12 protein-coding genes are annotated in these 11,885 nt (G+C 71.5%); 7 read left to right on the plus strand and 5 right to left on the minus strand.

All coding sequences use genetic code 11. From position 1 onward, the window contains the following. Window positions 1–67: 67 nt before the first annotated feature. Together M0M48_RS19030 and manA are read left to right on the plus strand one after the other, a co-directional pair. Complete coding sequence (locus M0M48_RS19030) at window positions 68–1,495, plus strand: sugar transferase (RefSeq protein WP_257752323.1); 1,428 nt, start codon at window positions 68–70, stop codon at window positions 1,493–1,495. Between the two features lie 120 nt (window positions 1,496–1,615). Then, on the plus strand, window positions 1,616–2,794 hold the full coding sequence (gene manA, locus M0M48_RS19035; RefSeq protein WP_257752324.1) for a mannose-6-phosphate isomerase, class I: 1,179 nt from the start codon (window positions 1,616–1,618) through the stop codon (window positions 2,792–2,794). Between the two features lie 16 nt (window positions 2,795–2,810). Here the strand turns inward: manA and M0M48_RS19040 are convergent, their stop codons facing one another. The 3 genes from M0M48_RS19040 to M0M48_RS19050 all read right to left on the minus strand — a co-directional run bounded on the left by M0M48_RS19040 (window position 2,811) and on the right by M0M48_RS19050 (window position 4,290). Next, window positions 2,811–3,110, minus strand: coding sequence for a DUF2516 family protein (locus tag M0M48_RS19040; RefSeq protein ID WP_215814386.1), 300 nt, complete (start codon window positions 3,108–3,110; stop codon window positions 2,811–2,813). Between the two features lie 83 nt (window positions 3,111–3,193). Then, the gene (locus tag M0M48_RS19045; protein WP_215814385.1) at window positions 3,194–3,829 is read right to left on the minus strand and encodes a hypothetical protein; all 636 of its coding nucleotides are present in this window, start codon (window positions 3,827–3,829) and stop codon (window positions 3,194–3,196) included. Window positions 3,830–3,837: 8 nt separating this feature from the next. Further along, window positions 3,838–4,290, minus strand: coding sequence for a helix-turn-helix domain-containing protein (locus M0M48_RS19050; protein ID WP_215814384.1), 453 nt, complete (start codon window positions 4,288–4,290; stop codon window positions 3,838–3,840). Window positions 4,291–4,456: 166 nt separating this feature from the next. Between M0M48_RS19050 and cysC the strand changes: the two genes are divergently transcribed. From cysC to M0M48_RS19065, 3 genes are all read left to right on the plus strand, one after another. Beyond that, entirely contained in the window at window positions 4,457–6,316 is a 1,860-nt protein-coding gene (cysC, locus tag M0M48_RS19055) for an adenylyl-sulfate kinase (protein WP_257752325.1), read from the plus strand. Beyond that, on the plus strand, window positions 6,316–7,323 hold the full coding sequence (locus M0M48_RS19060) for a sulfite exporter TauE/SafE family protein (RefSeq protein ID WP_257752326.1): 1,008 nt from the start codon (window positions 6,316–6,318) through the stop codon (window positions 7,321–7,323). The genes cysC and M0M48_RS19060 overlap by 1 nt, the downstream gene beginning before the upstream one ends. An 89-nt stretch (window positions 7,324–7,412) precedes the next feature. Beyond that, window positions 7,413–7,556 carry a hypothetical protein gene (locus M0M48_RS19065; protein ID WP_215814381.1) on the plus strand — a complete coding sequence of 48 codons (144 nt, stop codon included), beginning with the start codon at window positions 7,413–7,415 and terminating at the stop codon, window positions 7,554–7,556. Here M0M48_RS19065 and M0M48_RS19070 read toward each other — a convergent pair. Further along, on the minus strand, window positions 7,541–8,707 hold the full coding sequence (locus M0M48_RS19070; protein WP_257752327.1) for a nucleotide sugar dehydrogenase: 1,167 nt from the start codon (window positions 8,705–8,707) through the stop codon (window positions 7,541–7,543). The two genes, M0M48_RS19065 and M0M48_RS19070, sit on opposite strands and share 16 nt — an antisense overlap. A gap of 45 nt (window positions 8,708–8,752) precedes the next feature. Next, window positions 8,753–9,550, minus strand: coding sequence for a DUF4143 domain-containing protein (locus tag M0M48_RS19075; protein WP_257759257.1), 798 nt, complete (start codon window positions 9,548–9,550; stop codon window positions 8,753–8,755). A gap of 147 nt (window positions 9,551–9,697) precedes the next feature. Here M0M48_RS19075 and cysD point away from each other — a divergent pair, with 147 nt between their 5' ends. Together cysD and M0M48_RS19085 are read left to right on the plus strand one after the other, a co-directional pair. Next, window positions 9,698–10,612 (plus strand): sulfate adenylyltransferase subunit CysD, encoded by a 915-nt coding sequence (gene cysD / locus M0M48_RS19080; protein ID WP_215814378.1) that lies wholly within the window; start codon window positions 9,698–9,700, stop codon window positions 10,610–10,612. Continuing rightward, complete coding sequence (locus M0M48_RS19085) at window positions 10,612–11,880, plus strand: sulfate adenylyltransferase subunit 1 (protein WP_252373151.1); 1,269 nt, start codon at window positions 10,612–10,614, stop codon at window positions 11,878–11,880. The genes cysD and M0M48_RS19085 overlap by 1 nt, the downstream gene beginning before the upstream one ends. Window positions 11,881–11,885: the final 5 nt, after the last annotated feature.

An 11,885-nucleotide genomic window follows, 5' to 3' on the forward strand; every position in this document is an offset into this window, starting at 1 on the left:
CTCCCTACGGTCACGTCCGCGCACAGCGGTCCGGCGAGGGGGCTGCACGAGGACAACCGGGGGTCCGATGACGGTCGTCGACCGCGCACCGCGCCACCTGCGCGTGGTCCGGCCGCGTCCGCTCCCCCTGGTCCCCGTCGCCGTGCTCGTCGTCGACGCCCTGCTCCTCGGCCTCACCCTCGTGCTCGCGGTCCTCGGCCGCGAGACGCTGACCGTCTTCGCGCCGCCGTCCGGGGTCCGTACCCACCTCGACGTGGCCGCACCGCTGATCCTGCTCGGCTGGCTGCTCTGCACCGGCTTCCTCGGCGGCTACCGCCGCGAGGTCCTGGGCGCGGGCGCCGAGGAGTTCAAGCGGGTCTTCCAGGCCAGCGTGCTCACCGCGGGCCTGGTCGGGATCGGCTGCTACCTCGCAAAGTTCGCGCTGCCGCGCGGCTTCTTCGTGCTGGCCTTCGTGATCGGGCCGGCGCTGCTGCTCGTGGGCCGCTGGGTCGTGCGCCAGGTGCTCCACGTGCTGCGCCGCCGCGGCCGGCTCACCACGCGGGTGCTCGTGGCGGGCTCGCTCGCGGGCAGCGAAGCGATGACCCGGATCCTGCGCCGCGAGAGCTGGCTGGGCTACGCGGTGGTCGGCGCCGTCGTCCCGGCGGAGGCAGGGGCCGGGATCGACCTGACCGAGCTGACCGCCGTGGTCGATGAGCACGCCGCCGACGTGGTCCTCTTCGCGCCGGGCGCGATCGCCGACGCCGCGCAGATGAAGCAGGCGATCTGGGCGCTGGAGCGGCACCGGGTCCACGTCGTGCTGACGCCCCAGCTCGACAACATCTCCCACGAGCGGATCACGGTGCGCCCGGTCGGCGGGGTCCCGCTCATCCACGTCGAGTCACCCACGTGGACCGACGCCGGCGCGGTCGGCAAGCGGCTCTTCGACGTCCTCGGCGCCTCCGTGCTGCTGCTCGCGCTGAGCCCGCTGCTGGTGATCGCCGCGGCCTCGGTGTGGGTCCACGACCGCGGCCCGGTCCTCTTCGCCCAGCCGCGGGTGGGCCGCAGCGGCCGTCCCTTCCGCTGCCTCAAGCTGCGCACGATGCGGGTCGGCGCCGAGGCCCAGGTCGCGGACCTGATGGCCGCGACCGACCAGGACGCCCTGCTGTTCAAGGTCAAGGACGACCCCCGGATCACCCGCCCCGGGCGCTGGCTGCGCCGCTACTCGGTCGACGAGCTGCCCCAGCTGCTCAACGTGCTGCGCGGCGACATGAGCCTGATCGGCCCGCGCCCCCAGGTCGCCCGCGAGGTCGCCCTGTACGACGGCGCGATGACCCGCCGCCTGCTCGTTCGCCCCGGCATGACCGGGCTGTGGCAGGTCTCGGGCCGCAACGACCTGCGCCCCGACGAGGCGATGCGGCTCGACCTCTACTACGTCGACAACTGGTCGATGCTCCAGGACCTGGCGATCCTGGCCCGGACGGCGCGCGCCGTCGTCGGCGCCCGCGGCGCCTACTGAGCGCCTCGCCCGCGGGCGCGACACGGCGACGGCGGCCAGGCGAACCTTCGGCGAAAGCACGGCGCGGACGCGACCGGTCAGTAGAGTCTCACCGACCGTTCCCGCCAGGAGGTTCTCCCCTTGCTCCCCCTCGAGTGCCCCACCCAGGCTTACGACTGGGGCTCGACCCACGCGATCCCCGGCTTCCAGCGCCGCCGTCCCGACGGTGGACCGGTCGCCGAGGTGTGGCTGGGGACCCATCCGCTCGGCACGGCCCGGATCGTCGACGACAGCGGCGATCAGCGCCCGCTCAGCGAGGTGGCCGGACAGCTCGACTTCATGCTCAAGGTGCTCGCCGCCGAGCGCCCGCTCTCGATCCAGGTCCACCCGAACTCGGCCCGCGCCCAGGCCGGGTACGCCGCCGAGGAGGCCCGCGGCGTCCCGCTCGCCGCGCCCGAGCGGGTCTTCAAGGACCCCCGGCCCAAGCCGGAGATGGTCGTCGCGCTGTCGACCTTCGACACCCTGGTCGGCTTCCGCCCGACCGCCGAGATCCTGCGCGTGCTCATGCCGCTGCCGCACCCCGTGGTCCGCACGCTGACCAAGAAGCTGCGCGAGAACCCCGGCTTCGCCGGCATCGTCCGCCTGGTCGAGGGCCTGCTCCTCGAGCCGCCCGGCGCCGACGACGTCGCCGCGATCGTCGAGCAGTGCCGCGCGGCGCTCGACGACGGCATCGACATCAAGCGGGCCTACGCGACCGCCGTCGAGATCGAGAAGTTCTACCCCGGCGACGTGGGCGTGCTCGTCTCGCTGCTCCTCAACCGGCTCACCCTGCAGCCCGGCGAGGCGGCGTACCTCGACACGGGGATCATCCACGCCCACCTCAGCGGCATGTGCCTGGAGGTGATGGTCTCCTCCGACAACGTCCTGCGCGCCGGGCTCACCACCAAGCACGTCGACCCGGCCGGGCTCGTGCTCTGCCTCGAGGAGGGCATGTCCCGGGTCGCCCGGGTCTCGCCCCAGCTGTTCGGGACCTCGACCGACATCTTCAGCCCCAACCGCGAGTTCGCGCTCTCGCTGACCCAGAGCTCCCAGGCCGACCCGGCCGGCGTGATCCTGCCCGCCACCGGACCGCGCCTGCTCGTGTGCACCGGCGGTGAGGTCGCGCTGCTCAACGAGCGGGACGAGATGCTCCACCTGCGCCGGGGCGACGCGGCGTACGCCGACGACGGCGACGGCGAGCTGCGCATCGTCGGCACCGGCGAGGTCGCCCAGGCCTACGCGCCCGACGGCGCGGCCGGCCGCCTCGACGACCTGATCTAGCCGCCCCGGCGCGGGCTCAGCGGCGCCGCAGCCCCGCGAGGGCCGGCCGGACGTCGGCGAGGTAGACGCACGCCGCGACGAGCATGGCCAGGTTGACGATCGAGAGCGGGATCGGGACCACCTGGAGGATCACGCCGATGCCGAGGATCAGGGTCCACGTCGTCTTGTTGAGCTTGTCCGCGGCGTCGTAGGAGTCGGCCGAGTAGAGCAGCGCGCTGACGAAGGCGAAGATCTTGACCACGAGCAGCACGAAGGCGATGCCGACGTTGATCCACATCTCCAGGTCACTGGCTGCGCCGACGAATCCCCCGTACATAGTGGGTCGATCCTAGGGCAGCACCCGAAAAAGCAGCGACCCCGAGGCCGGGGCCTCGGGGTCGCGGTGCGGAGCGGGTCGGCTCAGGCGGAGGGAGCCGGGGTCGCCTTCTTGGCGGCGGGCGCCTTCTTGGCGGCCGGAGCCTTCTTGGCCGGGGCCTTCTTGGCGGGCGCCTTCTTGGCGGCCGGAGCGGCCTTCTTGGCGGCCGGGGCCTTCTTCGCGGGGGCGGCGGGGGCGGTCGCGACCGGGGCGGCCGGGACCTCACCGGTGCGGAGCTTGACGACGACACCCTCGCCGCGCTTGGCGAGGTCGGCGTAGAGCGCGGTCGCGGTGGCGACGTTGTCGTCGTACGCGCCCTTGACGCTGCTCTGGACCTTGGCCGGGAGCGCCTTGGCGTCGGCCTGGAGGTCGGCGAGGGTGCTGACGGCCTTGCCCTGGAGCGACTTCGGCTCGGGGAGCTCGAAGCCCTTGACGCTGCTCTGGACGCCGGCGACGCGGGTCTGGACACCGGCCACGCGGGCGGTGACGTCCTTCTGGACGTCGGCGACGCGGGCGGTCACCTTGGCCTGCACGTCGGCGACGTAGGTGCGGACCTTCTCGACGGCGAGGTCGGTCGCGCCGACGCCGGCGTAGAGCGGCTTGGCGGCGGCCGGGGGGAGGTCGACCTTGGCGAGGTCGAGGGTCGGGATCTCGATCTTGGGGAGCTCGATCTTCGGCATTGCTGGTTTCACCCTTCGTTGGCGACGGCGTCGGTGTCCGTCTCGGTAGTGGTCGGCGCGTCTTCCGGCGCCTCGTCCGCGGCCTCGGCGGAGCCTTCCGACTCGGCCGCGTTGAGCGCGAGGAACGATGCGTAGACATCGAGGAGCGACTGCTTCTGCCGCTCGGTGAGACCGGTGTCGCTCACGATCGCGAGCTCCACCGATCCCCCCACGCCGTCATCAGGGCTGAGGATCCCGGCCCTGATGTAGAGCTGCTCCGCAGAGATCCGCAGGGCCTTGGCGATCTGTTGGAGCACCTCGGCCGACGGCTTGCGAAGCCCTCGCTCGATCTGGCTCAGGTACGGGTTCGAGACCCCCGCCTGGTCGGCCAGCTGCCGCAGGGAGAGACGGGCCGAGGTCCGCTGCTCCTTGAGGTAGTCGCCGAGTGACCCGACGGTCTTCACGACCTTTCCCTTCGCCATGTGCCCATCGTGCTAGCAATAGTTAGCAAGTTGCAAGCAGGCAGCACGTGAAGTCGTTCACATGAGCACGAGCGCCGCAGACCGCCCCACACCCCGCCCGGGTGATCGTGTCCGCCTTCCACTGTTCAAATCGGATCAACTCACTCGACTCTGTACGATCTCCCCTGTGCCAGCGCCGCCAGTCCCCCAGCACTGCCCCACGCCGCGGGAGCTCGACGACCTCGAGCTGCTGACCTCCGGGGCCGCGGCACCGATCCGCGGGTTCAACGAGCCGGGCAGCCCGATCACGCTCTCGCTTCCCCAGGAGCTGCGCACCCACCTCGACGAGGGCAACGAGGTCGAGCTCGTCGACCCCGAGGGCCTGCCCCTCGCCCGGGTCGCCAGCGCGCTGCGCGGCCTGACGGTCACCTCGCTGACCCACGCGCAGTACGGCCCCTTCCGCCGGCTCTACCTGACCCCCGACGCCGTCCGCGAGCGCTACGCCGGACGTACCTTCGTCCCGGTCACCGACCTGGTCACCGACGTCCAGCTCGAGCAGCTGCGCGGCCTCGGCCCGGTCGTCCTGGTCGCCCTCGTCGGCGCCGGGACCCCCGCGGTCAGCCCGGTCGGGCTGCTGCGCGCCACGCTCCGGGTCGCCGCCCTGATCGACGCCGACGTGGTCGCCTGCCCGCTGGCCGACCACGCCTCGCTCGCCGACCCGGCGCTGCGCATCTCCGTGCTCACCTCGTACGCCGAGACCGACCCCGTCGTCGAGCTCGGGTACGGCGGCCACCTGCTCCCCGAGCTCGCCGACGTCGCGCGCGAGGAGCGCCCGCGTCCCGACGAGCAGGGCCTGGTGCTGTTCTTCACCGGACTCTCCGGCAGCGGCAAGTCCACCCTGGCCCGCGCGCTCATGGACCGGCTGCTGGAGCAGGGCGGGCGCAGCGTGACGAGCCTCGACGGCGACGTCGTGCGCCGCAACCTGTCGGCCGGGCTCACCTTCTCCAAGGAGGACCGCGAGACCAACATCCGCCGGATCGGCTGGGTGGCCGCTGAGATCTCCCGCCACGGCGGGGTCGCGGTGTGCAGCCCGATCGCGCCCTTCGACCACACCCGCCAGCAGGTCCGGGCGATGGTCGACGAGGCCGGCGGCGCGTTCTTCCTGGTCCACGTCGCCACCCCGCTCGAGGAGTGCGAGCGACGCGACCGCAAGGGGCTCTACGCCAAGGCCCGCCGTGGCGAGATCCCCGAGTTCACCGGCATCTCCTCGCCCTACGAGGAGCCGCTCGACGCCAACGTGCGCGTCGACACCACCGGCCGGACGATCGACGAGGCGCTCGACGACGTGATCGCGGCACTGCGCGCGACGGGCTACCTCGACCTGGGCACGCCGGCCGAGGACCTCGCGGCGGAGGCCGTGCCCGAGCCGGCCGCGCCGCTCGTGGTCACTGAGCCCGACCCGGGGCCAGTGCCCGACGCGCGCGGGCGGGTCGAGGCGACCCCGCTGCGCGTGCTCTTCGTCTGCACCGCCAACATCTGCCGCTCGCCGTACATGGAGCTGCGCTCGCGCGCCCTGACCGGCGCCGAGTCCGGCATCGAGTTCGCCAGCGCCGGCACCCACGGCTTCAACGCCCACCCGGTCGACCGGACGATGGGCGCGGTCCTCGCCGAGCGCGGGGTGAGCACCGACCTGATCAACGGCTTCGCCAGCCGCCCGCTGACCGACGACCTGATCGAGGTCGCCGACCTGGTCCTGACCGCGGAGTCGGCGCACCGCGCGTTCGTCCTCGAGGAGGTCCCGGGCGCCTTCCGCAAGGCGTTCACGCTCGGCCAGTTCGCCGAGTCGATCGACCGCGTCGACCCGGCCCTCCACGGCGCCGACCTGGTCACCGCCGTCGGTCACCGCCGCGCCGGGGCCACCGAGCATCACGACATCCGTGACCCGTACCGCCGGGGCAAGGCGGCCGCCGACGTCTCGGCGGACCAGATCGACGCCCTCCTCCAGGCGGTGCTCCCCCGCCTGGCCCTGCCCCAGACAGGTGACTGATGGACGACCTGCTCACCCTCACCGCGCTCTCGATCGCGGCGGCCGGATTCTTCGTCGGCATCGTCGTCGGCCTCACCGGCATGGGCGGTGGCGCCCTGATGACGCCCGCCCTGATCTTCCTCGGGGTCGGCCACACCTCCGCGATCGTCACCGCGGACCTCACCGCGGCGGCGGTCTACAAGACCGGTGGCGCGATCACCCATGCGCGGGAGGGCTCGCCCAGCCTCAAGCTGGCCGGCTGGCTGATCCTCGGCTCCGTACCGATGGCCTTCGTCGGGCCGTGGCTGGTCAAGGCGCTCACCGACGACCCGACCGAGCTCGAGAAGACGCTCAAGCTCTGCATCGGCATCGCCCTGCTCTTCGCCGCCTCCACCTACGCGCTGCGGCTCTACATCAACCTCAAGCGGGTACGCCGCGGCGGCGCGCTGCCCGACGACAACCCTCGCATCCGGCCCCTCCCGACCCTGCTGGTCGGCATGCTCGGCGGCCTCCTCGTCGGCGTGACCAGCGTCGGCTCGGGCTCGGTCATCATGATCGCGCTCCTCATGCTCTACCCCGGCCTGTCCGCCGTCCGCCTGGTCGGCACCGACCTGGTCCAGGCCGTGCCACTGGTGCTCAGCGCCGCGCTGGCGAATATCGCCATCCACGGCCTGGAGTGGAGCCTGGTCATCCCGCTCGTCATCGGCTCCGTGCCCGGCACCCTGATCGGCGCCCGCCTGGCCCCGCGCGTTCCCCAGTCCTACATCCGCCGCGGCATCGTGATCGTGCTGACGATGTCCGGCGTCGCCCTGCTCTTCAAGGCCGGCCTGCACCCGTTCGGCGAGGGCCACGAGACCGCCGAGGCCCTCGTGGTCGCCGCGATCGGCGTGGCCATGCTCGTCCTCGTGCCGCTCGTGTGGGGCCTGATCCGGCGCCGGCACGACCTGCCGATGTTCGGCGCGCCGACCGTCGCCGAGATCGAGTCGTTCGGCTCGCCGGAGCAGACCGCCGTCCGGAGCGAGGCCTAGTCCCTTCGGGCCATCGCCACGCCCGACGATCAGAGGATCCACCCGTGCCCACCCGCGGACTACCGTGGGAGCAGGCAAGGGAGGCCGTCATGGACCTGATGTTGAGCATCGGAGCGATCTGGGTGGGCGCCGCGGCGCTGTTCACCTTCGGCGTGAGCCGCGCGCACGCGCTCGAGACCCCGTTCCAGGTGGAGCGGGTGCGGCCGGTCGTCCGGCCTCAGTCGCGCCCGTAGACGTCGCGGGTATAGACCTTCTCGGCCACGTCGTCGAGGACGTCGGTCCGCCGGTTGGCGATGATCACGTCCGCCTTGCGCTTGAACTCGTCGAGGTCGCGCACGACCTTCGAGTTGAAGAACCTCTTCTGGTCCAGCTCGGGCTCGAAGACGATCACCTTGACGCCGCGCGCCTTGATCCGCTTCATCACGCCCTGCACCGCCGACTCGCGGAAGTTGTCCGAGCCGGCCTTCATCGTCAGCCGGTAGATCCCGACCACCTTCGGGTCGCGGCGCAGCACGTCCTCGGCGATGAACTCCTTGCGCGTGGTGTTGGCCTCCACGATCGCGCTGATCAGGTTCTGCGGCACCTGACGGTAGTTGGCCTGGAGCTGCTTGGTGTCCTTGGGCAGGCAGTAGCCGCCGTACCCGAACGACGGGTTGTTGTAGTGCGAGCCGATCCGCGGGTCGAGGCCGACCCCCTCGATCACCTGGCGGGTGTCGAGGTGGTGCAGCGCGGCATAGGTGTCGAGCTCGTTGAAGTACGCCACCCGCAGCGCGAGGTAGGTGTTGGCGAACAGCTTGATCGCCTCGGCCTCCGTCGAGCCGGTGAACAGCACCGGGACGTCGTCGGCGAGTGCCGCCTGGACGAGCAGCTTGGCGAAGAGCCGGCCCGGCTCGGTGTCGGAGCCGACGACGATCCGCGAGGGGTGGAGGTTGTCGTGCAGCGCCCGGCCCTCGCGCAGGAACTCGGGGCTGAACAGGATGGCCGCGCCCGGGTGCCGCTCACGCAGCGTGTTGGTGTAGCCGACCGGGACCGTCGACTTCACCACGACCGTCGCGGCCGGGTTGGCGGCGAGCGCCTCGGCGGTGACCCGCTCGACGGTGGAGGTGTCGAAGCGGTTGGTCTCGGGGTCGTAGTTGGTGGGCGTGGCGACGATGACGAAGGTCGCGTCGGCGTACGCCTCGCGGCGGCTGCGGGTCGCGCGGAGCGAGAGCTCGCCCGACGCGAGGTACTCCTCGAGCTCGGCGTCCACCACGGGTGAGCGGCCCTCGTTGACCGCGGTGACCCGCTCGGTGCTCACGTCGAGCACGGTCACGTCGTTGTAGCGGGCGAGCAGCACGGCGTTGGAGAGGCCGACGTAGCCGGCTCCGACCACGGTGATCTTCATGCTTCGAGGACAACCGCCGCGATCGAACGGGGCGCCACGTCCGCGTTAACGGCGGACGCCGGGTTGCTGCCAATCCCACACCGACGAGATCGGCAGCCCCCACAGCCGGGGCCCGAACTGGTGGCCGACCGGGGCGGTGTTGAGCACGACGCCGCCGCGGAAGCGCTGGCCCGCACGGCGGGCCAGCGACTCCAGCGCGACGAACTGGTGGGGGCGCAGGCTCGCCGCCGTGCGCACCTCCAGCCCGTAGAGGCTGTCGTCGGGCAGCTCGATCACCAGGTCGACGGCCAGGCCGTTGCGCTCGCGCAGGTACGACACCCGGTGCTCGACCGCGCTCGTCTCGCGCTGGCGCAGCAGCTCGACGGCCACGATCCCGCGCAGCAGCGGCGCCAGGGCCCGGCGGCCGGCGAACTCGCCGAGCTCGGCGGCGGAGCGTCCGGTCAGGTGCCGGGCCAGCGCCGGGTCGGCCAGCACCGCCTGCGGCCGCCCGATGGCGCGCTTGGCCGCGGCGGCGCGGCTGCCCGGCAGCAGGAGCAGGACGCCGAGCTCGACCAGCACGTCGACGTACGGCGAGACGGTGGTGGGCGGGATGCCGGCCGCGGCCCCGAGCCGGGCCTTGTTGAGCTCGCCGGCCGGCGGGTCGGCCAGCGCCCCGAGGATCGCGCGGAGCCGCTCGGGGTCCATCCGGCGCCGGGCCCGGGCGCGGCGCTCGATCGCGGCCACCTCGTCGTCGAGGCCGGGGCGCTCCGTCGCCGCGACGTACGACGGCACGTCCCACGCGCTGCGCACCTCCCCGGGCACCGAGCCGCGCGAGCCCAGCCGGGCGACGAAGTCGGCGACCACGGGGGTGATCCTAGGCGCCCGGCGCCGCGAAACTCGTCGATTTGTCTAGCGAGCCGTCGAGAATGTCTCGGTGCAAGGTGCCGCATGGCACGATGGGCGAGCCCGGAGTTTGAGTAGAACGTGTTCTAGAAGGGATGGGCCGTCCGCGTGACAGTGACGCACAGCGACTACCGCCTCAGCCAGCTGGACCAGCTGGAGGCAGAGTCGATCCACATCTTCCGCGAGGTCGCGGCCGAGTTCGAGAAGCCCGTGCTGATGTTCTCGGGCGGCAAGGACTCGATCGTCATGATGCGCCTCGCCGAGAAGGCCTTCTACCCGGCGAAGATCCCGTTCCCGGTGCTGCAGGTCGACACCGGCTACGACTTCCCCGAGGTGCTCGCCACCCGGGACAACTGGGTCAACCGCCTGGGCGTCAAGCTGATCGTGGCCGGCGTCGAGCAGGCCATCGCCGACGGCATCGTCGTCGACGACGGCAAGACCTCGCGCAACCGCCTCCAGATCGGCACCCTGCTCAACGCCATCGAGGAGAACGGCTTCACCGCCGCCTTCGGTGGCGGCCGCCGCGACGAGGAGAAGGCCCGCGCCAAGGAGCGCGTCTACTCCCACCGCGACGAGTTCGGCCAGTGGGACCCGAAGAACCAGCGCCCCGAGCTCTGGAGCCTCTACAACGGCCGCCTGCACGAGGGCGAGCACATGCGGATCTTCCCGATCTCCAACTGGACCGAGCTGGACATCTGGGACTACATCGGCCGCGAGGGCATCGAGATCCCCAGCATCTACTTCTCCCACCAGCGCCGGGTCTTCGAGCGCGACGGGATGCTCCTGTCCGAGAGCGAGCACAACCCGCTGCGCGACGGCGAGGTCGCCGAGGAGCGCACCGTCCGGTTCCGCACCGTCGGCGACCTGACGCTCACCGGCTGCGTGGAGTCCACGGCGAGCACCATCGCCGAGGTCATCGACGAGGTCGCGATCGCCCGGGTCACCGAGCGCGGCGCCACCCGTGGCGACGACCGGTTCTCCGAGGCCGCCATGGAAGACCGCAAGAAGGAGGGCTACTTCTGATGAGCACCGACGAGAAGCGCCCCATGGACCTGCTGCGGTTCGCCACCGCCGGCTCGGTCGACGACGGCAAGTCCACCCTCATCGGGCGGCTGCTGCTCGACTCCAAGTCGATCTTCGAGGACCAGCTCGAGGCGGTCGAGGCCACCAGCGAGGCCAAGGGCTACGACTACACCGACCTCGCGCTGCTCACCGACGGCCTGCGCTCCGAGCGCGAGCAGGGCATCACCATCGACGTGGCCTACCGCTACTTCGCGACGCCCAGCCGCAAGTTCATCATCGCCGACACCCCCGGCCACGTGCAGTACACGCGCAACATGGTCACCGGCGCCTCGACCGCCGACCTCGGCCTGGTGCTCGTCGACGCCCGCCAGGGCCTCACCGAGCAGTCGCGCCGGCACGCGGTGATCCTCTCGCTGCTCCGCGTCCCGCACCTGGTGCTCGCGGTCAACAAGATGGACCTCGTCGACTTCGACCAGTCGATCTACGAGAACATCTACCGCGAGTTCACCCAGTTCGCGACCAAGCTCAACGTGCCCGACCTCGAGGTCATCCCGATCTCGGCGCTCCAGGGCGACAACGTGGTGACCCGCTCCGAGAACATGCCGTGGTACTCCGGTCCCACGCTCATGCACCACCTCGAGCACGTCCACGTCGCCTCCGACCGCGACCTGATCGACGCGCGGTTCCCGGTGCAGTACGTCATCCGGCCCAAGTCCGACGAGTTCCACGACTACCGCGGCTACGCCGGTCAGGTGGCCGGTGGCGTGCTCAAGCCGGGCGACGAGGTCGTCGTCCTGCCCTCGGGCATGACGTCGAAGATCTCCAAGATCGACCTGTTCGACAAGGAGGTCACCGAGGCCTTCCCCCCGATGAGCGTGACGGTCCACCTCGAGGACGACGTCGACGTCTCGCGCGGCGACATGATCGCCCGGGTCAAGAACGCGCCGACGCCGAGCCAGGACATCGACGCGATGATCTGCTGGATGACCACCGCTCCCCTCCAGGCGCGGCAGAAGCTGGCGATCAAGCACACGACCCGCACCGGCCGGGCCCTGGTCAAGGACATCCAGTACCGCCTGGACGTCAACACGCTGCACCGCGACCAGGAGACCAAGGAGCTCGGCGTCAACGAGATCGGCCGGGTCACCCTGCGCACCACGGTGCCGCTGCTGTGCGACCCGTACTCCAAGAACCGCACCACCGGTTCGTTCGTGCTGATCGACGAGGCGACCGGCGTGACCGTCGGCGCCGGCATGATCAACGGCTGATCCAC

The sequence above is a fragment of the Pimelobacter simplex genome, assembly GCF_024662235.1.
Taxonomy (GTDB): Bacteria; Actinomycetota; Actinomycetes; order Propionibacteriales; family Nocardioidaceae; genus Nocardioides.

Excerpts from the sequence above, each read along its gene's own strand:
- M0M48_RS19085 (WP_252373151.1), top strand. The coding sequence starts at position 10,612 with ATGAGCACCGACGAGAAGCGCCCCATGGACCTGCTGCGGTTCGCCACC.
- M0M48_RS19060 (WP_257752326.1), top strand. The coding sequence starts at position 6,316 with ATGGACGACCTGCTCACCCTCACCGCGCTCTCGATCGCGGCGGCCGGA.
- M0M48_RS19070 (WP_257752327.1), bottom strand. The coding sequence starts at position 8,707 with ATGAAGATCACCGTGGTCGGAGCCGGCTACGTCGGCCTCTCCAACGCC.
- M0M48_RS19030 (WP_257752323.1), top strand. The coding sequence starts at position 68 with ATGACGGTCGTCGACCGCGCACCGCGCCACCTGCGCGTGGTCCGGCCG.
- M0M48_RS19040 (WP_215814386.1), bottom strand. The coding sequence starts at position 3,110 with ATGTACGGGGGATTCGTCGGCGCAGCCAGTGACCTGGAGATGTGGATC.
- M0M48_RS19065 (WP_215814381.1), top strand. The coding sequence starts at position 7,413 with ATGGACCTGATGTTGAGCATCGGAGCGATCTGGGTGGGCGCCGCGGCG.
- M0M48_RS19050 (WP_215814384.1), bottom strand. The coding sequence starts at position 4,290 with ATGGCGAAGGGAAAGGTCGTGAAGACCGTCGGGTCACTCGGCGACTAC.
- M0M48_RS19045 (WP_215814385.1), bottom strand. The coding sequence starts at position 3,829 with ATGCCGAAGATCGAGCTCCCCAAGATCGAGATCCCGACCCTCGACCTC.